At 35.9% G+C, this 22,786-nt stretch carries 18 protein-coding genes; 1 reads left to right on the top strand and 17 read right to left on the bottom strand.

Annotated features, from left to right (window positions below):
* Window positions 1–6 precede the first annotated feature (6 nt).
* From OQZ33_RS02695 to OQZ33_RS02620, 16 genes are all read right to left on the bottom strand, one after another.
* Window positions 7–1,155: a glycosyltransferase gene (locus OQZ33_RS02695; protein WP_265797497.1), complete on the bottom strand. Its 1,149-nt coding sequence runs from the start codon at window positions 1,153–1,155 to the stop codon at window positions 7–9.
* 95 nt (window positions 1,156–1,250) lie between these two features.
* On the bottom strand, window positions 1,251–2,291 hold the full coding sequence (locus OQZ33_RS02690; RefSeq protein ID WP_265797496.1) for a glycosyltransferase: 1,041 nt from the start codon (window positions 2,289–2,291) through the stop codon (window positions 1,251–1,253).
* A 17-nt stretch (window positions 2,292–2,308) separates the two neighbouring features.
* A complete protein-coding gene (locus OQZ33_RS02685; RefSeq protein ID WP_265797495.1) occupies window positions 2,309–3,082 on the bottom strand; it encodes a glycosyltransferase family 2 protein in 774 nt (257 codons plus the stop codon).
* A gap of 5 nt (window positions 3,083–3,087) precedes the next feature.
* Entirely contained in the window at window positions 3,088–4,344 is a 1,257-nt protein-coding gene (locus OQZ33_RS02680; RefSeq protein ID WP_265797494.1) for a hypothetical protein, read from the bottom strand.
* Window positions 4,335–5,027 (bottom strand): CatB-related O-acetyltransferase, encoded by a 693-nt coding sequence (locus OQZ33_RS02675; RefSeq protein WP_265797493.1) that lies wholly within the window; start codon window positions 5,025–5,027, stop codon window positions 4,335–4,337. The genes OQZ33_RS02680 and OQZ33_RS02675 overlap by 10 nt, the downstream gene beginning before the upstream one ends.
* Window positions 5,024–6,166, bottom strand: coding sequence for a hypothetical protein (locus tag OQZ33_RS02670; protein WP_265797492.1), 1,143 nt, complete (start codon window positions 6,164–6,166; stop codon window positions 5,024–5,026). The genes OQZ33_RS02675 and OQZ33_RS02670 overlap by 4 nt, the downstream gene beginning before the upstream one ends.
* A 1-nt stretch (window position 6,167) precedes the next feature.
* A complete protein-coding gene (locus tag OQZ33_RS02665) occupies window positions 6,168–7,313 on the bottom strand; it encodes a polysaccharide pyruvyl transferase family protein (RefSeq protein WP_265797491.1) in 1,146 nt (381 codons plus the stop codon).
* Window positions 7,310–8,830, bottom strand: coding sequence for an oligosaccharide flippase family protein (locus OQZ33_RS02660; RefSeq protein WP_265797490.1), 1,521 nt, complete (start codon window positions 8,828–8,830; stop codon window positions 7,310–7,312). The genes OQZ33_RS02665 and OQZ33_RS02660 overlap by 4 nt, the downstream gene beginning before the upstream one ends.
* A 36-nt stretch (window positions 8,831–8,866) precedes the next feature.
* On the bottom strand, window positions 8,867–11,227 hold the full coding sequence (locus OQZ33_RS02655) for a GumC family protein (RefSeq protein WP_265797489.1): 2,361 nt from the start codon (window positions 11,225–11,227) through the stop codon (window positions 8,867–8,869).
* 5 nt (window positions 11,228–11,232) lie between these two features.
* Complete coding sequence (locus OQZ33_RS02650; RefSeq protein WP_265797488.1) at window positions 11,233–12,018, bottom strand: polysaccharide biosynthesis/export family protein; 786 nt, start codon at window positions 12,016–12,018, stop codon at window positions 11,233–11,235.
* Window positions 12,019–12,127: 109 nt separating this feature from the next.
* Window positions 12,128–12,856 carry a tyrosine-protein phosphatase gene (locus tag OQZ33_RS02645; protein WP_265797487.1) on the bottom strand — a complete coding sequence of 243 codons (729 nt, stop codon included), beginning with the start codon at window positions 12,854–12,856 and terminating at the stop codon, window positions 12,128–12,130.
* Between the two features lie 216 nt (window positions 12,857–13,072).
* Window positions 13,073–14,716 carry a capsule assembly Wzi family protein gene (locus tag OQZ33_RS02640; RefSeq protein ID WP_265797486.1) on the bottom strand — a complete coding sequence of 548 codons (1,644 nt, stop codon included), beginning with the start codon at window positions 14,714–14,716 and terminating at the stop codon, window positions 13,073–13,075.
* A 5-nt stretch (window positions 14,717–14,721) separates the two neighbouring features.
* Complete coding sequence (locus tag OQZ33_RS02635) at window positions 14,722–16,305, bottom strand: capsule assembly Wzi family protein (RefSeq protein WP_265797485.1); 1,584 nt, start codon at window positions 16,303–16,305, stop codon at window positions 14,722–14,724.
* A gap of 1,096 nt (window positions 16,306–17,401) precedes the next feature.
* Complete coding sequence (locus OQZ33_RS02630; RefSeq protein ID WP_265797484.1) at window positions 17,402–18,493, bottom strand: glycosyltransferase family 2 protein; 1,092 nt, start codon at window positions 18,491–18,493, stop codon at window positions 17,402–17,404.
* Between the two features lie 79 nt (window positions 18,494–18,572).
* Complete coding sequence (locus tag OQZ33_RS02625) at window positions 18,573–19,517, bottom strand: glycosyltransferase family 2 protein (RefSeq protein ID WP_265797483.1); 945 nt, start codon at window positions 19,515–19,517, stop codon at window positions 18,573–18,575.
* A 519-nt stretch (window positions 19,518–20,036) separates the two neighbouring features.
* Complete coding sequence (locus OQZ33_RS02620) at window positions 20,037–20,825, bottom strand: glycosyltransferase (RefSeq protein ID WP_265797482.1); 789 nt, start codon at window positions 20,823–20,825, stop codon at window positions 20,037–20,039.
* Window positions 20,826–20,962: 137 nt separating this feature from the next.
* Here OQZ33_RS02620 and OQZ33_RS02615 point away from each other — a divergent pair, with 137 nt between their 5' ends.
* Window positions 20,963–21,958, top strand: coding sequence for a hypothetical protein (locus OQZ33_RS02615; RefSeq protein WP_265797481.1), 996 nt, complete (start codon window positions 20,963–20,965; stop codon window positions 21,956–21,958).
* Here the strand turns inward: OQZ33_RS02615 and OQZ33_RS02610 are convergent.
* Window positions 21,955–22,752, bottom strand: a complete 798-nt coding sequence (locus OQZ33_RS02610; protein ID WP_265797480.1) for a glycosyltransferase family 2 protein — start codon at window positions 22,750–22,752, stop codon at window positions 21,955–21,957. The genes OQZ33_RS02615 and OQZ33_RS02610 overlap by 4 nt on opposite strands.
* Window positions 22,753–22,786: the final 34 nt, after the last annotated feature.

Here is a 22,786-nt window from a genome sequence, read left to right as displayed (position 1 = left end):
AGTTCCTTACTTATTAAGATAAACAAAGTTAGGTTTTGTTGTTTTTTGAAGTAGCCATTCATAAAGCACTTTCATTTTAGAAGCAATTACATCTTGAGCGTAATGTTGCAAAATTAAATTTTTTCCGTTTTTTCCCATTTGTTGTCTCATAGTTTCGCTAACCAGCTTGCTGGCTACTAGCGTGGCTTTGATGGTCTCTGTATCATTAGCTATCCACCAACCACAATTGTGGCTAATTAACTCTTGCCAAGGAGTACCCTTTGAAGCTATCACTGGCACTTCATACATTAACGCTTCGGCCACAATCATTCCGAAATTCTCAAAATCGCTAGGTACCGCTAAGTAAGATAGTGAGGTTATGGCAGCTTCTTTAGCTTGGCCACTTAAAAAGCCGGTAAACTTTACATTGTTCAATTGCAAACGTACTACTTCTGACTTTAGAAATGCGACGTGCGCCGGCTCTCCATCACCGATAATTAGCAATTCACCATCTTTTACCTGATCTCCCAATGCTCCCCATGCTAATATTAACCGATCTATATTTTTTCTTGGATCAATCCTACCCAAATAGCCAACCCTAAATACCGCGTCCTTTTTTACAATCTTTTTACCTATTAACTGCGCTGCATCCACTGGATTAGGCACTACTGCAATTGGTGAAGTGATACCTCTTTCACGTAGATGCTCCATTTCTTCTATGCATGTTACATGCACACAAGCGGCCTTTTGTAAATCTTTTTTAAGACTTAAATTCCAAAGCAAACTTTTTGCAACGGGATTATTCTTAAAGATTTGAGGATATAACATGCCTCTTGGTGTAATGATATAAGGCTTATCCACCTCGCGGGCAAATTTTGCAGTCGCAAATGTGGGATATTGCCATACCCCTTGCGCATGGTACAAATCATAACATTGGTGTTTCTTTAACCACACTTTAAAGTGCAGAGAATATACAAATCGTCTTTCTTTGGGCGATGGCAAAAGATAGACAAAGTTACCTTGTATAATATTCTTTTGACCAGATGAAATTACATCATAAGTCAAAATCTGAGCATCTATTGACAGCTCTCTTAGTCCAAGAACCGTCAAAGAAACACTTAGAGGTGGCCCACCAGCGGTTAACCTTAAACCTGGTATGGTATGGAGTACTCTCATTTTATAAGCTTTAAAACGACTCAAAGGGTAATAATAATTCGATATAAATGTGATCTATGTTTAAAAAACTTATCATAGAAGAAATATTTCTAATTTTAAACATTTGAACCTTGAATTGATAAATTGTCTAATACATAATCTGCCCATTTTTCTATTGTCCATAGTTCACCTAAACTTTTACTTATTACTCCCATTTCCTCAATTTTTTCAGAACTTAGCTTGGATACTCTCTTTAATGCGCTTAAAATAGACAAGACATCGGGATTTATCAAGTGACCGTTTTGACCATCCCTAACAAACCACGTAGATGCGCCAACTTTATGAGAACATATGATAACTGAGCCAGCAATTGCTGCTTCATGAACTACAAGACCCCAAGGTTCTTTTAGACTTGGAAGGACAAAGCAGCTTGCTTCATAAAATAAGCTAGAAAGTTCACTAGGCTGTACGAAACCCCTTAATTCTACACCTTCCTGGTCTACAAATGCTTCTTTAAGCGGACCGACGCCTGCTACAATTAGATTCCATGGATTTGAACAAGATTTCCTATAAATCGAATAGGCTTCTAATAATTCTTTTACGCCTTTAATCTCAACCAAACGACCAATGAATAGGAATTTTTTAGGTCTATTCTTAGGAAAATCTTTGAATCTTGATGTATTTGCACAATACAACCCATTTAATGGATTATTATAGCCCAAAAGACGAGCGAAATGCGATTGGCGATCTCCCGGAACCATAAAATTATCAATTCTTGGTTTTAAGAAAATCTTTGAAGTGGCAATACCAATCCGCTGTTTAATTGTACCCAACCATTGTCCATCAAATGTTGATAGTACGTAAGTACCATTTGCTTTACACAATTTCGAGATTTCCATATAATGATTATAATTCCAGGAAGCCATTAAGATTGCATCAGGTTTGAGCGCCACACAGTCTGCTATTAATTGCTTTTTTTCTTTATTATTATCAATTTTTGCTGACTTGCAAAAGGTAAGATCAAAAGGATCAAAAGGTGCCGAAGACTTTACAGGCTGATAAACTAAATGTAATTCAACACCACTTCTCAACGATAGCTCTCTATAACATGAGATAGCATAATCTGATAAGCCTGACCAAAGAATTAGTATTTTCATATTTTATCTTTTATCTATTAATATATAAATTCTTTAATTACTCGTATGAGATTGAGCCTTATTAGTAACCTCCGTAACCGAAAGTTTTTACCTAAACGATAGCCTGCGTTAAAAAGCTTATTACTAATTCTCTTTCTATCTCCCAAATAGCGTTCCTTGTTTGTGCCAGATCCAGTGATTGAACCAGGGTATATCCTAAATTCGCCCAAAACCTTGTTAGAAGATGTAAACCTAGCTCCATTTATAAGAGTGTCTACTAATAGTTCGCCATCCCAGCAAGTAAAATTATCAACGTTAAATTTAACAACATCCTTTAACACTTTGTGTCTGATGAATGTCGCCTGCTGTAAGGCAAGTGTTGTACCCTCTAAATACTTCGTGGCATTAAAATCTGAGGGTATCCTACGTCTCCACTTTCTTTTTCCATTTACATCAATTATGGCAGTAGAGCCTAACAAAACGTCGACATTATTATTAGTTCGAAAAAATTGCTCAACAAACAAAAAAGCACCTGCGGAAAACCTATCATCAGCATTCAAATAGCAGAATATATCACCGGTACAAAGAGCTAAACCTTTATTTAGTCCATCGGCAGGGCCTTTATCTGGCTCAAAAATTATATGTGATAACTTTTCTTCATATTCACAAATAATCTTTCTTGAATCGTCGTTGCTTCCAGCGTCAATAATTATATATTCCAAATCTTCATAATTCTGTCCTAAAACCGATTCGATCGCATCTCTTAAAAAAGGAGCTTGATTATAACTGATTGTTACTACTGATATTTTCATATTAATTAGCCATGATTATAACTTGTTATGGAAAGATTTGAAGTGTCGAATGAAGCTACAGATTTTTGTTTTTTTTGTCTTCTATAAGTCACCAAAATTATTGCAAAGAATAATGGCAATGACCCTTTAAAACTTGTAATTGGGGAAAAAAGAGCGGTCCAGATAACTCCTATTAAAGTTCTAATTAGTATTGAAATGAAAGGAGATGTATAGTCTATTGATTTAACGCCTAAACGGATGAAGTAAACGATTAAAATAAGCATAAAAAATAATGCAAAAATACCATTATAAACTCCAGCGCCTAAAATGACGGAATGAGCAGGTATAACAGAGTAAACTCCCTCTTGAAGAACCCTTTCAACCCTACCATCTGTATCGTTATCATGCATCATTAGTACCATCAAATGATATTTACCTGTAACATCTTTTGCCCATGTTCCATGACCAAAAAAAAATTCATCTTTGATAGCTTCAAGAGCCACAAATGTTTCAGACCTCCCTGTGGCAAGAAGTGCAAAAGGATTATAAGGATTATTAATTCTAGCGAGCTGCTCATAGCTATGGTCTCCGCCGAACTCCCTAGAAAGTACCTTATTTACATACACGCAATAAATACCATAAATGAATAATAATAAAATTGGGGCGAAAATCAACCGTTTTTTCAGATTTCTACCATATTGCGTTATTATTCCAACTAGTATAAGTGTTAAACCGGCTGACCTTGCGTCCATTAACATGAAGAAAACACCAACTAAAAAAAATACGTAAAAGTTTAACAACTTATTCCGGTTGACAAGGAGATAGTATGAGCAAATCAACACCATATTGCTTATGATAGGCACTATATAAAATTTAAAGAAAGACATCTCTGAGTCTTCAGACAATGAATTTGCAAAGAAAACATTACGACACACCAAAGCTCCTAAAGCTATTATAATCAAATACATATCTTTACTTAATGTCTGGTAAAGATATAGGAAGGATAATAGTGACACAATTGTAACAGCAAATCCTTTAAGAGAGTTATCCAATTGATTTTGGTTTACTAACTCACTTAATATTTGGCAAATAATATAGCAAGCATAAATTATCAATATGGACTTAAGTTCACGATTATTATTAAGCTTTATCTTTCTTAAAAGGAATGGAGAGATTAATAATAGATAAATTTCTGACAAAGACAAAGAACCGCCGAAATTGAACGTTACCCCCCCTAAGAAGACAAATAAAAATACCTCAATCTTTTCTCTATTTATTCCCAATGATTTTGTTTTTTATTCTTTGGTAGTTCCTTAAATATATTTATATCTGTAAAAGAAAATTGATTTTCCATCAACCACTCAAGATCTCTATCCCACCACCTAGATTCAATTAACAACTTTATTTCGTTCAGCTCAAATCTGTATTTAATTTTTCTACATGGAACACCAAAATTAATTGAATATGGCTCCACATTTTTTGTTACCAGAGAGTTAGTTCCAATTATTGCACCATCACCAATAACAATACCCTCCTGAATAGTTACGTTGTCCCCAATCCAAACATCATTACCAATTGTAGCATAGAAACCATCTTCATTGTATATATGTTCCGTAAAATATTGTTTATCTGAAAATGTAAATCCAGCAACTTTCCCAGGAGAAAAAAAAGCTGGGTGAGTAGAAACAAAAACCTCAGAAGGATGTCGGCCACGAGTATTTCGAATATGAGACCCAAGTGAACAAAACTTACCAATTTTAACATTAACTAATTTATTATCTTCCGAAAGATACGAGCCAAAACCAAAGTCGACCCTAGCTAGGTAATTATTGTTACCAATAGAATTGTAACCCTCAAATACGCAGTCTTTGGTAATAATATTACCACTCAAAAATCTGACATTTTTATTCTTAAATTTTAATTGATAGAAAAAGCTTTTAATACTTTTATAGATTAATGCTATCATCTTTTAAAAATTTTATTTGCAATCATAGTTAGCAAGAGTCTCTTAACCCTATTTATCCCTAATACTCTATTATCATAGAGAAGCTCTATATTTTTATCTTTTTTTACTTTTTTGGGATGATCTATCACCTTCGAAGTATCATACAAGAAAATATTTCGTCCTTTTACCTTAAAAGTGATATTTAATTCATGTGGCCTCATATATAGGCCGAAGCTACGCAGCAAATAGAAAGGATACTCCTTACTTGTTAGCAAATATCTTTGATTTGGAGTAATTGGCTTTAACCCATAAATATCTATACATACATCATTGTTCGGTAAGCCTAAGTCTAAATTAATACGTTCAAAAAAAACATCATACTTTGTAGCTTGATTTTCAGAATCTAAGAATCTGTATTTTTTATTTCCAGTTTCTAATGGAACCTGGAATAACGTATTCTTTACTTTGATATGAGTGCCAGCATCATTAAAATTTGTCGATAATGAAATTGATGGGTAAACAAAAAATTTATTAAATTCAACCAGATATTTCACAAAATACTTTAACCAAGAGGTTTGCGGCCAGTTATAAACAAACGCCGGAAAATTAGCATTGCTCTCAAATTCTAAGTTATTTGTATACCAATTGTAAAAACCACCCCACATACTTTCAGTCCAACATTGGCCCCATGATTGCGCGAATTGTAACAAATAAATATCACCATCACCACAGTCGGGATAAAAAGGTCTGTTACAGTTGACGTTGATCAAATGATTATATAGGGATATCCCAGCGATGTTTTCGTCATATTCATAAAAACCAAGCGCCTGACGTGCATAACTGTAATAATACTTGCTAAGTACAACATCGTCTTCTAACAAAATAATTGCTTTATATTTTTCAGTTAAAGATCCGCAATATAGGACATGATTTCTCAGTCCTATATTTGAACTATGTTGTATCACTTTCTTGTCACCATATGCCCAGTGAAAGGATTCTGCAATTTGGATCACATCTTGATGAAGTGAAGAATCCTGATGATCAATGCTTATTATCAACGGTATACTATCGATTTCGTAGAATGCATTCTCAATACTTTCTAAGATTCTGATAAGTGATTCAGGCCTATTATAGGTTACTATTACTATTGCTGGGCTCATATTATTCAAAGATCATATTTATCTTCCTCTCAATTTCTTCCTTGTTTCGATCCATCGATATCTGGATTTCCTCCAATATTTCATCAGTTTTTAATAGGCAAGATTGGATATTATCATGGTTTTCCGAAGTAATGCCCTTAATATTCAAAACCATTTTGACGAGATTATTGTCTTTCAATATATTGAAAATCTTCGCATTAATGTGTTCGTTAATTAAAGCAAAAGATAAGGTATTTGCTTTCATTGCCAGTAATAATACATGTAACCTATTTGTAATTACAAAATCGGCATTCCCATATAGGTCATACGCCGTGTCAAGGCCCAGTTTTTCATTGTGAAATTCTACATTAGAATACATATTTGATAATTCATCGGCGAGTTTACGATTAGCAATTCTATCTGCATCCACTTGGTAAGCAAAAATGATCCGGTAATTTCTAAATAGTTGGTGTTTTAGTAGGGAAGATAAATGACTTATTAATTCTGAATAGAATTCCGTTTCAAAGTTAAGTCCTATACCGTTTGCTCGAAAACTAAATATAGCATATTTTAATTGATTTTGGTTTTTAGTTTCTATCGTAGTTCCTATAGAGGAATGGTCATAAGCCCATGCCAAATCTGGGAAGTACTCCGGTGTCTTGAAAAAATATGATTTTGCCTTTAGAATAGATTGTTGATCCCTAACGGCGTATGTAGTATAGCATCTTGTGATTAAAGACTCTACGAATGCATTAGGTATATCATAATCACCAATTGAAAAACCGACCCGTATAAATTTGCAACCCAGCGATCTTAACAAGATCATTTTTAATAACATTTTTACGGGACCAGCTGCATTTCTAATCCCCTTACGAGCAAAATGGCCAGGAACAAAAACAACATAATACTTTCTTTTCTCCTTACTCGTTCTAAAAACATTTTTAAGTAAAACCTTTGCAAGAAAATTCAATCCATCTCCCTTAGACTTCTCTGAAAATTTAGCATCACTCTCATTTAAAAGTTGCTGGAGAAACCATGCAGGCTTATTATTATCATTGACAATTAATTGACCATGCCTCCTCAAAAGATTGACGAGTGATTTATTTATTAGAAGGTCTCCCGTATTTTCATATTGAGTGGTGGGATTATAGAAAATAACGTTCATCATTTTTGTTTTCTATTTATTATTGTATCAAATAAGATTTTTCTTTCGTCTTTTATTAACAAAAGATAAGAGACCCCGACGAATATTGAAAATATTATTGCTCCATTAAAAATCAATGAAACCCAAGTAAATGCATCAAAATAAGTCCAATACGCAAATCCAATAATTGCTCCTAGCATTACAAGTAGAAAAGAACTAATAGAGGCACCATAAAAAGAAGTATATTTTATACCAATCGTCTTTGCAGTATAAATAGGCATGAAGATAAAGTTTTTCAGAGTTAAGACAATGCCGCTGGCAGCTGCAACTCCATACATCCCTAAATTAGTATATTTAACAAAGAACAAAGCAATTAGGAAATTCGCAACTCCCATACAACATGTCACAATCCCAGGCAGGCGTACTCTATTATATGCCCGGTTCAAAAGAAAGAGTGGTAATACTCCCAAATTGAGTGGAAGGGGTAAAAGCATTAGAATAAATAAATAACTCATATTTGAAAACTCTGGGCCAACCCACAAATTAAGCAGGTATTTAGAAAATATGCAGAGGGTAAGCACAATACATGTAATGAATAAGGTGAGAAGTTTATTTGATAATTTGGTAAGCTTAATCATTTGATCTGTATGCTTTTTGGCATATAGGTTAAGTATTAATGGACCCAATGCTCCCGATAACATCAGTGATAACATACGGATCATATTACTCCACTGCAATAATACACTATACTTACCAGCGGAATCAGCCCCCAATAATTTATTTATTACTATTAGGTCTATCTGAAGAAAAAGGATACTTCCAAGTTGAATTATCATCAACCACCAGCCCATTGACATTAGGCTTTTAAGTATTTTGATATCGAATAATTTGATGTCAATCTTAATAAAAGGAGTATATTTTTTGAAAATATAGTAACTATAACAGCTTGACGTTATGCTAGCGACTAATAATGATATACCATAACCTTCAAGGCTAACATTTATTAATAGAAATATGATAAGAACCAAAGCAACCCTGACATAAGTACTAATAACTGAAACCCTATTTACCAGGTCTAAACGATTAGCGATATATCCTGATGTATTAAAAATTGACGAGAACGATGATAAAGTGAATGAGGCACCAGCACATAAAAACAATATATTTACACCATACCCTAATTCTGATGGAACCGAGATAAATCTGGAGACTTGTAATGAAAACATAACTACAATTGGCAGTAGGACTAAGAACATTAACCCTAAAGATGTTGATGCTGTATTAAAAGTTCGATTTGCCTGCTCATAGTCTTTACTGTTTACATCAATAGATAGAAACCGCGATAATGATCCGTTGATAGCGACTGTTATTATTGAAACATATCCGATTAATGAAGTTGCTAAGGGTATTAATCCATAAGCACCTACGCCTAACCTAGCAATTAAAAATGGAGGCATCCAGATGCCGATTACACTATTTAATAAAAATAGGATAATATTGGAAATTATATTACGCCTAACAGAAAGCTTATTATTACCCATTATTTAGCAATTGATGTATCTAGAAGCCATAACTGACTATTTATTTAAAAGCCTATCTATGAGAGATTTTTTTACTTTACTATCACTACTTCCATATACTCCGTAACCATAACCGTAACCATAACCATAACCGTAGCCATATCCAGCAGAAGCCTGTATGTCATTTACAACAATACCCATTTTACTCATTTTTTTATTTTTATGAAGATTTTGAACGATGTTTAATTGATCCTTAAATGTGTATTTTTGTCTAACTAAGTATAGTGTTAAATTAGCATGGTCCGCAAGTAATTGGGCATCAGTAACTAAACCAATGGGAGGCGCATCAATGATAATATAATCGTAATCCTTTTTAAACTCTTCCATTAATTCTGAAGTGCGTTCACTTAATAACATTTCAGCCGGATTAGGCGGTATTGGTCCCGAACTCACTAAAAATAGATTTTTATGAACCTCTAAAGGCTTTACTATTTCCTCAGCGGTTAACGTATCGTTGATAATATAATTCGTAAATCCGATATCGTTGAGCACACCTAATTTGATTGATAAACCAGGTTTTCTCAAATCCAACTCCATCAATAATACCTTTTTATTCGAGATTGCTAACACGTTAGCAAGATTGATTGCTACAAATGATTTACCTTCACCACTCATGCTGGAAGTAACCAACAGCACTCTACTACCGCTTTCCTTTAAGAGAAATGTTAGATTTGTTCGCATAGCTCTAAACTGTTCGGCAATTGGAGATCTAGAATTAGCTGCAATAATTAAATTATCGCCTTGTTGATTATGACTAATTTCTCCAATAATAGGTACGTCAGTGATCTTAGATATATCTTCCTTAGTTTCGACCCTATTATTTAATAATTCTTTCAGGTATAAAATAACAGCAGGTATAAAAAGCCCGATAATACCTCCTACTAACATAATTATACCTTTTTTTGGGCTAAAAGGATAAATTTCTGACTTAGGAGAATCTATAATTTTTGCGTTTGAGAGATTAGCTGTTTTAGAAATTTCTGTTTCTTCATTCTTTTGCATCAAATATAGGTACAGCTGTTGTTTTATCTGCTGTTGCCTAGCCAAATCCAAGTAGTTACGCTCCACTTTCGGTACCTGTTGCATATCACCTTCAACTGTATTCATTTGCTTACGCAAACCATTCCTACTAATCCCTAAATTTCTTTGAATATTTTCGAGGTTGGATAGTAAATCTATTCGCAAAGCCATAATTTGCTGATCTAAACTTACAATCTGAGGATTTGTCTCGGTTAAACTAATCAATTTTTTATCTCGCTCTAACAATAACATATTATAGCGTTCTATCAACCCATTAAAAACCGCATCGGTTAATAAAGTAGAACTTGGCAGTACCCTTTTGTTTCTACTATCGTCTGTCAGATATTCTTTTAAACTACGTACAATATCTAACTGGGTCTCAACTTGTGAAATTTCATTAATATATTGAGCTGTATTTTGAACTAATAGTTTGCTCTGCTCGCTCATTTCTACCAAATTGTTTCTTTCTTTAAACCCTTGGATGTTACCTTCTAAACCACCCAATTCCCCGCCTATGTAAGCTAATCTGTTTTTGATAAATTTGATAGTGCTATCTGCAATTATGTTTTTATCTTCAATATTTCCTTGAATATATTTTTCTATTAATTTGTTAATTATGTCCTCACCTTTCTGTGGGATTGCATGTTTCATGCTTAAGTCAATAATCGTAACCTGCTTGTTTGTTGCAGCAACCATTATGTTACTTTTCAAGCTAGCTACTTCTGAGTCGATAGTTCTAACAGAAAAGCAGTACTCTGCATCTTTTTCTAACGCGCGTCCATTACTATAAATCTTAAAAACCCCAAGGTTCCTAACATAGACCGGAGTATTATATGAAACCAATGTATCCAAAAAATCAGTTTTCAACGATAACTTGCCATTTTTAAGTTGAACTAATGTGAAGTTAGTTGCTTTAAGTGTATCCGCCTCCTTTAAAAAAGTTATTTTAAAAGGGGGATTATAAAACTCAACGTCACGTATATTTCCTTTTTTATAATATTTGATGTTTAGTTTCATTTCTTTGACTACTTTGGCCAAAAGATCCCCAGTTTTTAAAACCTCAACCTCATTATCAATTGAATTTTTTGCTCCCAAAAGACCACCTAAATCTACTAGACCTTCACTTGTTCCACTACTGGAACCTTTTTTATCATCATTTACTAACAAACGAGCATGAATATTGTATTGAGGCGTTTGGTATTGTAGATAAACCCAAGCAACTGGCACAGTAATACAAATACTCAACAAAAACCAAGGCCATGCTGCAACTAAACGACTAAAAATACGCTTAAAATCAATTGTTGCTTCTTCTTCTTGAGACTGTTGTAAGTTCTCCATATTTATTATAATCTAGTAATTGCTAATACCAAAACGGAAACTGCTGACAAGATCAACCCAATACTTGTCCTTGTTGGAGCGTTTAAAGCGGCAGTTTTGGATTTGTGTGGCTCCACATAGACTATATCATTCTGTTTTAGATAATAATAAGGACTTGAGAATATATTAGTATCATATAAATTTAAACGAGCATATTCCTTTTTACCATCTTTTTCACGGATCACCAAAACGTTTTCCCTTTTACCGTACAAAGTTAGGTCTCCTGCTAGACCAATGGCATCTAAAACAGTAACTTTTTCATTTGGAATTATATAAATAGCCGGCTTCACTACTTCTCCAATAACATTAACCTTAAAGTTTGCGAAGCGAACCTGAACATTAGCGTTTTTATAATCTACTGAAGCCTTCTCACGGATTAGATCGCGAGCTTTGAATGTAGTTAAACCTAATAATTTCACTTTACCAATAATTGAGAGTTCGATCTCACCATTTTTATCAACGAGAAATCCATTGACGGCGTTACTTCCACTCAAATCTTGCACTGACTGAGTCGCAAGTTGATTAATTTGCATTCCTGTAAGAGGATCAATGGTAAATACAGAAATCGCTAAAATATCATCTGCCTGTATAGTTGGCTCTTTGAAACTAGCTAATGAAATATTGTTTAGAGAATCAACTGTACCTAAATTTTGGAAATAAGCGATGTTTTTGACACCTGAACAACCTAAAAAAGCTGCTACAATATAAAAAAGGAGAAAACTTTTTAAGCAAAAGGATAGAGATTTATTCATTTGACTGATTTTGATTTAGTTTGGTGGGACATAAGGTATTTTAAGCGCTAACTAAAGCAAAAGTAGTTATTTTTTTAAGGCACTCAAAGTAAATGGGATTCATTCCTATTTATAGCTGTTGATTTTTAAAATTGTACCCCCCCAGACGATCAAATAAATGTCCCGACTGTACCGCTCTTTGAAGTGCCTTTAAGTGTTGATCATGGTGTAGATCAGTACCAGCAAGGTCATACATATTTTTCGCCAGTAAATACTCAGCCATCGTCTTTACGGGCTTTCCATAATAACCGGTAATAGAAAGTAGATTTAACTGAAAAACACAACCCATGTCCATAAAACGGGTATAACGCTCAGTTGCGTGATGATAAAAATTATACCTTTCCGGATGCGCCAAAATTATCTTATAACCTTTAATTTGTAGGTCAAAAATTACCTGCTCAATATTAGGAGTTTCGTTGAGATATGACATCTCTATCAGGAGATGGTTATCAGGAAGACACATCATCGATTCGCTGATTTCGAAGCGATCATCAACCATATATTCTGCAGCAGCCTCAAGTTCAATAGTTATATTCGCAGATACAAGCGCATTCTTAACTAACTGCAGTGCTGGCATTATAGTTTGATTACTATTTGGATATAGCTCTTGAAAAATATGAGGGGTACATATTAGTTTATGCAAACCAAGATCGTGTAAAGCTTTAATATATGATACAGATTCTTCAACGCTTTTTGCACCATCGTCAATCCCTGGAAGCAAATGCGAATGCATGTCAACCCCTAGCCAGCTTAGATCTGTAACTTTTTCTGGTTTCTTCTTAAATATAGAAAACATCATTAAATGATTTTGCCCGAGCATAGGCGTAATTACGCGTCGTTAGTGTATAAATTACAATAACTAAACTTGGCACTAAAATAGGAAAAATAAATATGTTTTACACAACTTTATGCTATAATTCAGATAAAAACACAAGATTAACGATGCAGTAACAAATATTTAACAACAAAAACGGAATTTAAAAAAAAATCCAATTAAAATCTCGTATATAAATTTCTAGAAACTATAAATTGCACTTAATCTTAATGAAAAATTATTGGTCATTTCATTCAAATACTGATAGTTTCGGGAATATATATAATTTAGTTGAGAATTGAATATGAATTTCTTATAGTTCCAGTCATACTGACCTCCAAAAATGAAATCTCTCCAGTATTCCTTTTCACCATCCGATACGTTGGCCAACTCTACATTGTGGTTCAGGTGATCGAAACGCAGACCTATCTTTTTTAGACCCCGAACCCAGCTTAACTCAAAAGTCTGCTGGTTTCCCTCCGGCCCGACTGCCGCACCGATAATTTCTCCTTTATTGGTATAACCAGCAGCAACATAGTGCAGGTACCAATTTGGCTGGGCACGAACCGGATATGTATTGGAGCCCTGCATCTGCGTCAGCTCTACCCCGATTTGCAGGTAAGTATCCTTTTTAGGGAGAGAAACTAACTTTCGAAAACCTGCCGTATAAGCGCGCGAACTCTCCGGTTCAAGCATTAAATCCCGTAAATTATATGAAAAATCATTTCGCCCGAACTGGAAGTAAATTTCTGCTTTCGATTCAGGAAGTACCCAGCGCGCATAGGCTGAGATGTATTGATCTTGATTTATTCCCTCCTCGACGATGGTTTCTGTTTCATTTACGACAGTGATGCCTTTTTTGAGTGTTGCAGAAAATATAGGAAAATAACCTTTAAAACTTCTTTCCATATCCTCACGGTACACATAAAAAGACCGGTCCACTCCGAGGTAAAGATTAGGGACCCATTTTGGCTGATAGGTCAGCATAATAGCATTTAGATACCGCCAGTTTTGTGACTTTGCACGATAATCAGCACCTCTTAATTCATACCCAGAGGGGTCAAGCCTGCCAGCAATCAGCTGACCTTCAAATGAACCGATCGGTGTCTTTGCTGGCCTTGAAGTATTCAAGGTGAGGTGCTTGAATCCAGCAGCATTATCACTCATTAATAAAGAGTTATGAATTCCGGGTCCCCACCAGATGTTTTCGTTAGAAAGACCAAAAGAGATTGGATCAAAGGTTAAACGCACACTGCTTTGACCCCAATTTACTTTGGTATAACTGCCGTTACCATATCTTTCGGGCAAATCAATCCTGTTATAAAATCCATTGTAGCTTCTTCCTGACTCGCTCAAAGTTCTGTAGTCTCTATTCTGCGCATACACAAATTCTGGCCGAAGTTGTATGCTTAATGGTCCTAACTTAGCAAATACTCCCGTCGAAAGCTGAGTTTGGAACCCACGGGAAGGAATCATTGACCCATCGTTACTCCCGAAAGGATGACTGGTATTGTATTGATTAACCCAAGAAACTGGAAGTAAATATGCTGCAATTTGGCCATTAGAAGAAAGAAAAAGCTCTTTTCTAAAGGTTGACTTAGAAACTCCATCACCTATACTATCGCTAGCAAAAATACTGTTATCCAGCTGCAACGGCCTTAACATATATGAAGTGCGGGAACTATCCATACCCAACAATTGTTTCCTGCGCATAAAATCTTCAATTCCACGCATTTGCCCTCCAATTGGTAGGGTTTGAGCAGATACGCCTAAACCCAAAGCCGATAATAATAAACAGAAAAATGCTTTTGCCCTTAGCCCACTAAAAATGTAATTCTTAATCATATACGTTAAAAGCTATACATTAAACCAATCTTTGAATGAAAATTTGCGACATCAATTTTGGGTACATCCCAGTAGAAGCTCCCATCATCTACATATTGCCATTGATAATTGAGTGATTTGACGACTGCAAATTCCGCGTTAACAATTAACCTATTGAAATTCCAGCTAAAATTTCCTTTTAGCGCAAGGTCAACCCAGTGTCTTCTGGGATCAGCAACCGGTTTTCCAGCACTGTAAAAAAAATCATTATTATTGGCGATCCTTTCGAACCCAAGGCCAATCTGCTTAACGCCCTTCACCCAACTCAAGTCCAGACTCTGCATACTACCACCAGGACCTACACCTGCCCCAATCACCTGTCCATCATTGGTATAACCATGCATTATTGCCACATCAGTATACCATGCAGGTTTATCTTTGACGCCTCTGGATCTCGATCTTTCCAATTGAGTGAATTCCACATCTACCTGTATATATTGATCCTCGGCCCGTAAGGGCACGAGTTTACTAAAACCAGCTATATAAGCGGTCGAAGAAAGTCTACCCTGTCCATCAACAGGGGTATGCCGATTTTTCCCAATCTGAAAATATACCTCTGCATGGCTTTCGGGCAATAGAAAACGGCCAAACCAGGAGGAAAAAATGATAGCGCTATCCGCCGCACTTTGGTAGGCTACTGCAGTCCTGTCAAATCCCAGATATAATCCCGGCACCCATTTAGGTTGATAGGTGAACACAATGCCTGCTATGGAACGCCAATTGTCCGGTTTAACTAAAAACTTCGAAGGAGTCTCCGGAGAAGGAATAGCCACACCGGAATTTTCCAACCTCCCCGCAATCACCTGAGCTTCCACCTTACCAATTTTGACATCTACTGGCCTGGTTGTATTTAAAGTAAGGTGCTTAAACCCTGGAGCATTATTGCTCATGAGCAGCGAGTTTTTTCTTCCCGGACCCCACCATAGGTTTTCGTTAGATAAGCCAAAAGAAACAGGATCGAAATTAAGCCTTATACTACTTTGACCCCAGCTCGCCTGCTGGTAAGTTCCATCACTAAATCTGGATGGCAAATCTATTCTGTTATAAACCAGTTCTGGATAGGCATAATATATATGGTTATCAACTTTTTCGAGCTGATCAAAATTTTTGTTGGCCGCATAAACAAAATCGGGTCGCAATTGAATGCTCAATGGGCCGGCTTTGAAATATACCCCTGCTGAAATAATTGCCTGGTAGCCCTTTGACTGAATCATTGCATTATCATTCATACCGTAGGGATGATGCGAATTGTATTGCTGCTGAACGGTTAAAGGAAGAAGGTAAAGCGAAACTTTGCCTGTGCTGTTTTGAAGAAGCAATCTATTGAATTCATTATTTGATTGGAGACTAATGGGCTTAATGAGAAATGAAAGACCACTTGTATCATCTCCTGATAATTGTTTTCTCCGATAGTAACTCTCTATATTTCCTAAAAGATCAAGACTTAGCGTTTGCGCCTGAACTTCCTGCTGAAAAACGGAGATAGAAAGCATACCCGCCAAAAGGTACAATTTCCACAGCCTTGACTTAGCTTTAAAATAATTCTTCATTTATTTTTGACTGTATAAAAATGATCCTTATAATGGGTAATGATGGGATTAATCTGATCAACGATATTAAACAAATATACAAATTATTAGCTGTTAACTTTACTCATGCACTACCCTGCAAACCGGAATCAATCAAAATCAACCTAAAGAAGTGAGTTAAGATAATAATACGCTTTCTATTTAGTGAGGCAAAGATATATTCTCAGAATCTTCGGATATTTAGCAGTAAAACCTATAAATTCCTATCCTTTGTCCTTAATAAATGAGAAAAGGTGAAATTTTGAAAGGAATATGAGATGGAGTTCCCATTTGATCTCTTGCTCAAAAAATCTAGTTACCACTATTCACCGATGAGTCCATCACCTTTTCTAATTGCAGTAAATGTAATTATACGGGGAGCTGTAAATGAGAAACATTTTAAGCTACTATAACAGGTGGTTAAAGGAATTAATGGGCAATAAAGCAAGTTTTCTCAACGAATTGAATGAAATCGAATCTTGTATATCTCCATTGAGCCAAAACAGCAAATTAAACCTCTTTTGTTGAGGTCCACACGTATCGGTTAGTCACACATTTCGGGCACCAATAAATCCTAATAGGCAAAATGCCAAAAAAGATTTTGAATAGTCTTGGCCGAGGAACCTGATAGTGAAATGAGGTTCCACACTTCCTGCAACTGTAATCCTGATAGCTCATAAATATTTGGTCAAAAAAATCATTCCCACCAACAAAACAAAAATTGAGCCAATGAACAACATCACTCCCTTAAGTTTTGTTTTCATTTAAATATAATGTGGGATATTAAAACCTAATTAGAAAGGCGTGACTATGAGTGTTAATGATATCCCAGATATTAAACTTTCGGCGAAAATCTTGCCCTTTCGAAAGATAATAAGAAGTTTTGTCCAAATTAAATCCAGAAATCTAGCCGGGTGTAGAAAAAACAGAACACTAAATTTAACTATAATATAACATAATATTCACATTCACCGAGCTGGAAACGGCATCACATCTTCCATTTTTCAAACCGATTCTGATTGATATAAATTAGTTCTTATAGGCGATGCTTAAACATTCTATTGACAGATGAAGGCCTTTATTTTCTGGCAGATTTCTCCCAGATTGCCGATTGATGTCCCCTAAAGTACCGTAGCCCCCCCGCAATGATCGCATAGTTCATCAGACAAAAATAATAAGGCACAAATAACACCTTTAGTCTGACCTGTTTTCTTTCCATCCACATGCCCATAAGTGCTGATAGATAGAATAAACATTGGAGGATAAAAAGTATAATATAAAAATCTTCGTTTATTATAAATAACACATATAAATTACTAAAGAAAGCAACAATTAATGCCAGAGGAGTAAGTGTCCACCTTAGCACCCGGTGACTCACATACTGAAAAGTAAGCACTGGATTTTTGAAAGGAACTAAGATGGATTTTAACCATATAATCGATTGAAACCCTCCTGCCGCTATTCGGATCTTACGCTTAAGTTCCTCCTTTATATTCACTGATGATGTTTCTTGGGCAAAGGCCTTTGGCTCATACTTGATTTTGAAACCCCTTTCTGCAATCCCCATTGATATCATAAAGTCATCCAGTATGCTCTCCTTTGGAACAGGCGAATACAAAGCGGTACGGATACTGAAAAGCTCTCCCGCAGCGCCGACAACCGTGTAAAGCTCAGCGTCCCAAGCTTTTAATTTTGATTCGTATTTCCAATAAATCCCCTCTCCTGCAGTGGCGTCAGCATGGGCATCAGAAAAGATTTTTTTCTCACCGGCCACTCCGCCAACACTATCGTCTGCAAAGTGTTTACAAAGCTCAATAAGGGAATCCTGATGAAGGTAAGTGTTTGCATCTGTAAATACCACAACCGAGCTTTTGACATGTTCCATTGCACGATGCACAGCAGCAATTTTGCCATTTCTTTCAGCAGAATGCAACAAGGTGATCTGCGGAGATTGGGAGACAATAAACGGCGTTCGATCGGTTGAGCCGTCTGTGACAAATATCAGCTTCAACTTATCGGGCGGATAACTTAGCTTTAATGTATCCTTAATTTTTTCTTCGATGAAACCCTCCTCGTTATAAGCCGCCACGATCAAGGTGCAGCTAGGCAATTCTTCGTAAGCATATTCTATGATAGGCTGTTTGAAAAATATTCGTTTAAATTTCACCATAAAATAGATTAATATACCATACCCGATATAGGTATAAAAAACAATGATGAGAGAAAAAATCAGGATAAAGTCCATATAATTAGAGATGAGGAGGCATGATATTACTACTGTTGCTGAAATTCCAAGCGATAGCCTTAAGTGTAGCCCGTATTTTGTCAAAGCGCCTTTTCAGCGCATACTGAATAATATTTCGGGGGAAAACTAAAAAGGTGAAATATAGATAAAACAAAACGAGTTGAAGGAAGCTGGCGTGTCTTCTCATCAATAAAATTCGATTTCTGGTCATATAGTAATTTTTCAGGGAACTGTCAGACCCTACTGATATAGATTCCTTATGAAAGATTACCACATTGCTGTTTACCCTGATTTGATATCGGGCATGCTGAAAACGCAAACACCAATCAAATTCCTCATAATAAAGAAAGAAAATTTCATCCATCAGACCTACATCAACTATCGCCTTTCTGGAAACAAGCATTGCGGCCCCGTGCGCAAATGCAGTGATATAGGTTTGGTTATCAAATTGCCCCCGATCAAGCTCGTATTGTCCGATACACTTGTTTCTTGCCGTGATGGGGTGCAGCTCGGTGTATCCTAGATACTGGATGAGGTCTTTTTGATCAAAATAGTTGATTTTAGGACATACTATTCCGGTATCTGGAAATTCATCAAAAGTATTAACCAATGTCTGAATCAGCCCAGCACTAAATTCTGTATCATTATTCACTAAAAATACAAAATCCCCTTTAGATGCCCTAATACCTATATTATTACCGCCTGCAAAACCCAAATTTACCTGCGAACGGATAAAAACAACTTCAGGGTAGTCGATCTTCCATTTTTCAACTGGATTTTCATTACTGGCGTTATCAACAATAATAACTTCAATATCAGGATAGGTATTGGTTTCAAATATCGATTGGAGAAGTGCTTCTGTTACCGAAGGTTGGTTGTAGTTCACACTAATGATGGAAACCAGTTTTTGTGTCTTTGGCTTATTGTCGATAATCTGATTTTCTCTCACCTGTTTTGATAGTTGTTTGCGGCATGATCAAAATTTGCCGCTATAAAGTTAATACATAACCATAAATATTGGATAAATTCTGGATTCTTTATGACTATAAGTTTATAGCCATAAAAATCCTTTAAACTCAAGCGCGCCAATACTAAAGAATAGCCATCATAACAACTCAATAGGCATCTTCTTCACTAGGATAGTGATTGTTTTCTAAGTTAAAGTGACCATCTAAAAACAAAGTGTATAAAATACACTAAGATCACCTCTTTTTAAATATTTATTATACCTTTGCATCGTGAGGGGTGAGAGCCTTACATCAATCCAACGATTGAGAGCGTTAATTATGAGGGTTATAACAGGAGTGTTGTAGCCCTCTTTTTTTCAAAAGCGTTTTTCTCCACCCAAATCTCATTGCGATAAATGCGTTAAGTACCAGTGTAGGCGTTTTTGTAGACAGCGCGCTTTAAAAGGTACCCTAAGATCAGCATGCTCAAAGGGGCCGATAAAAAAATACAACCAGGCGTATTACCCCCGCTTGAACTTTCGCTCGACGTGTAGATCATAGTTATATTTAATCTGCCTGTATACCAACCGCACTAGAGACATTATCCAATTGTTACTCTGTTTCCAATCGGATCTCTGCACCGTACTTGGTTCAGCAGAAGAGTTTTCTTGGATGAATAAGCTCTTATAGTCGTCGAAAAAAATCGCCTTTCCCTTATTTTGAATAAAGGATAAACACATTTGGTACTCGGTTTTATCTGACTTGATTCCTTCAGTATATTTTCCAAACCGGTCAAAAAAGGTGTTCCTTCTTAAATGTGGATGATCGCTATAATTATAGATCTTATTTTTATCCAGAAAATATGGTTTGTAGACCATCTCCGAAAACCCATTCTTGTAGGGTTTTAAATAAGGATATGGCGCATAGGCATAAAAGCGGGCGATATCAATACCTTTCTCTTCTTCCAATATGGAAACTGCATCTAGGAAATGGCCCAAAAACTTATCTGTGGGCACAAAGTCTTCCTGAACATACAGGGTGTAGGGGCTATTCACTGCCGATTGCCCTTTATTTAGATTATTCCCTAATCCCTTGTTCACAGGTGTTGAGACTAATGTGAACCCATATTTTTGTTTAAGCTCGATCAGTTTTTGAGAATGCACCTTATTGCTTGCATCATCTGAAACAATGACCTCACTGAAAGTTATATTCTGTCTTTCAAAGGATGCCAATAACCGCTCTAGCGAGGTACTTCTATTAAAGTGGGTGATTAATAGTGCTATATTATTAAAGTGGTGCCCAGTGCTCATCAAAACTTTTAACTTATATTTAACAACAAAAGATATTCAAGATTATAAATTGCTAAACTAACAATAAAAAACTATTGTTACATTCAATAAATCCATGCTGGGAATAATTAACTTAGGATCCTGGACTTTTTTCTAATATGCCGAAGCTGATAAGTAAACAAATAACCTCTTTTGAGAAAAAAATGAAGGGCAAGCGAATTCTCTTTATTGGTGTTAAGTTTTATCACTACACGGAAGAAATCAAAAAAAAAATGGAATCCTTGGGTGCTGAGGTAACCTTTTTTTACGAGAGGGATACCTCATTAAAATACGCACTTGCCAAAAACTTCTTCCCAGGTTATGCAAACAAAATCCAGGATCTGCATTACATGGAAGTCATCAGAAAGATTGGACCGCTCGCTTTCGACTATTTGTTTGTAATAGGCGGCTATAAGATGGAAGAATGGTTTGTAAAAACCCTAAAAGAAAGACTACCTGATCTTAAAACCATCCTTTATCAGTGGGACAGCATTTATAACTGGGAATGTGACTATCGCCACATGATCCCATGGTTTGATGTGACCAAAACCTTTGACTACAAGGACTCGGAAATGCTTCATCTGGAAAACCTGCCCACTTTCCATACTGATGAATTTAAAGTAGTCTCCACAGAAATTCCAAAGTTTGATCTTTTTTTTGTTGGCGGGTATTCTCACGTAAGATATGAATTCGTAAAAAAATTGATCCGTTACTGTAAAACACATGGAATTAAACTCAAAGTCCACCTCGCCATCAGTATCAAATATTTTTTAAAAGAAAAACTATCTGGCAAAGCGCTCGATGCCAGTATACTCTCCTTTAGTAAGCTGGATCAACAGGAATACTATAGATTATTTAAACAGGCGAATATCATCATAGACTACACCAATCCTGCACAAACCGGAATCACTACCCGATCCCTGGATGCCTTGGGTGCAGGAAAAAAACTGTTAACCACAAATGAATATATTGTCCGGGAGCCAGGGTTTAACCCCGAGCAGATCAGAATATTTGATCCACATAAAATCCATATTGATAAAGATTTTCTAGCGCCCAAAACATTTGCTCATCAGAACTATTCCATTGAAAAATGGCTGGACGCGGTGTTCGATTAGTCTACCTTTTTAACAGGGTATCTTAAATAGTCTTTATGAAATTTCAGGGTTTTATATTGTAAATATACTCCTCTCATAGCCCGGACAAACCAATTCTGGCTTAGTTTCCAATCTTTTCTAAAAGATGCAGTACTAGGCTCCTGTGAATTGTTGAGTTGGAGAAAGAGCGAACTTATTTCTGGATAAAAAAAGCCCTTTCCACCATTTTTCAGAAAGGCCAGACACATATTGTATTCACTCAAATCCACATTAACTCCCTCCTTATAGCGGCCAAACTTCTCAAAGAAATTACGCCTCCTCAAATGAGGATGATCGCTATACACATAAAACTTCAAGTATCCGGGATAATAGAACTTGAAATCCATCAAACGGTATCCCTTTTCAAATGGCTTGCTATAGGGATACCGGACATAGCCATAAAAGCGGGCAATGTCCAAATCCGCATGGTTATCCATAAGAGACACTGCATCGATGAAATGCTGGGCGAATGATTCTGTAGGCACGAAATCCTCCTGTACATACAATGTGTAATCTTTACTCGCTAAATCCTGCCCTTTGTTTATATTATTACCCAGCCCCCTATTGATGGGCGTAGTCACTAATTTAAAACCATATTCGGTTTCCATCTGCCTTAATTTGGCAAGGTGATCCGGCTTACTGCAATCATCAGAAACAATTATTTCCCCAAAAGCAATTTCCAGTTCCTGCAGCTTGTTGAGTAATCTTAATAAAGAGGATGATCTGTTGTAATGAGTGATCAACAAAGAAACATTCTCGAAATTATTTTTTGACATATTGGTTAATGATTTTGGAAATAATTATTTATTA

This window comes from Pedobacter sp. MC2016-05 (assembly GCF_026239735.1).
Classification (GTDB): domain Bacteria; phylum Bacteroidota; class Bacteroidia; order Sphingobacteriales; family Sphingobacteriaceae; genus Pedobacter.
The sequence above is the reverse complement of the archived record's forward strand: the minus strand, read 5'-3'. Positions and strand labels throughout refer to the sequence as shown.

Coding starts and splice junctions, on each gene's coding strand:
- OQZ33_RS02635 (WP_265797485.1), bottom strand. CDS start 16,305: ATGAAGAATTATTTTAAAGCTAAGTCAAGGCTGTGGAAATTGTACCTT.
- OQZ33_RS02645 (WP_265797487.1), bottom strand. CDS start 12,856: ATGATGTTTTCTATATTTAAGAAGAAACCAGAAAAAGTTACAGATCTA.
- OQZ33_RS02615 (WP_265797481.1), top strand. CDS start 20,963: ATGCCGAAGCTGATAAGTAAACAAATAACCTCTTTTGAGAAAAAAATG.
- OQZ33_RS02630 (WP_265797484.1), bottom strand. CDS start 18,493: ATGGTGAAATTTAAACGAATATTTTTCAAACAGCCTATCATAGAATAT.
- OQZ33_RS02695 (WP_265797497.1), bottom strand. CDS start 1,155: ATGAGAGTACTCCATACCATACCAGGTTTAAGGTTAACCGCTGGTGGG.
- OQZ33_RS02650 (WP_265797488.1), bottom strand. CDS start 12,018: ATGAATAAATCTCTATCCTTTTGCTTAAAAAGTTTTCTCCTTTTTTAT.
- OQZ33_RS02610 (WP_265797480.1), bottom strand. CDS start 22,752: ATGTCAAAAAATAATTTCGAGAATGTTTCTTTGTTGATCACTCATTAC.
- OQZ33_RS02620 (WP_265797482.1), bottom strand. CDS start 20,825: ATGAGCACTGGGCACCACTTTAATAATATAGCACTATTAATCACCCAC.
- OQZ33_RS02655 (WP_265797489.1), bottom strand. CDS start 11,227: ATGGAGAACTTACAACAGTCTCAAGAAGAAGAAGCAACAATTGATTTT.
- OQZ33_RS02685 (WP_265797495.1), bottom strand. CDS start 3,082: ATGAAAATATCAGTAGTAACAATCAGTTATAATCAAGCTCCTTTTTTA.
- OQZ33_RS02675 (WP_265797493.1), bottom strand. CDS start 5,027: ATGATAGCATTAATCTATAAAAGTATTAAAAGCTTTTTCTATCAATTA.
- OQZ33_RS02690 (WP_265797496.1), bottom strand. CDS start 2,291: ATGAAAATACTAATTCTTTGGTCAGGCTTATCAGATTATGCTATCTCA.
- OQZ33_RS02670 (WP_265797492.1), bottom strand. CDS start 6,166: ATGAGCCCAGCAATAGTAATAGTAACCTATAATAGGCCTGAATCACTT.
- OQZ33_RS02640 (WP_265797486.1), bottom strand. CDS start 14,716: ATGATTAAGAATTACATTTTTAGTGGGCTAAGGGCAAAAGCATTTTTC.
- OQZ33_RS02660 (WP_265797490.1), bottom strand. CDS start 8,830: ATGGGTAATAATAAGCTTTCTGTTAGGCGTAATATAATTTCCAATATT.
- OQZ33_RS02665 (WP_265797491.1), bottom strand. CDS start 7,313: ATGATGAACGTTATTTTCTATAATCCCACCACTCAATATGAAAATACG.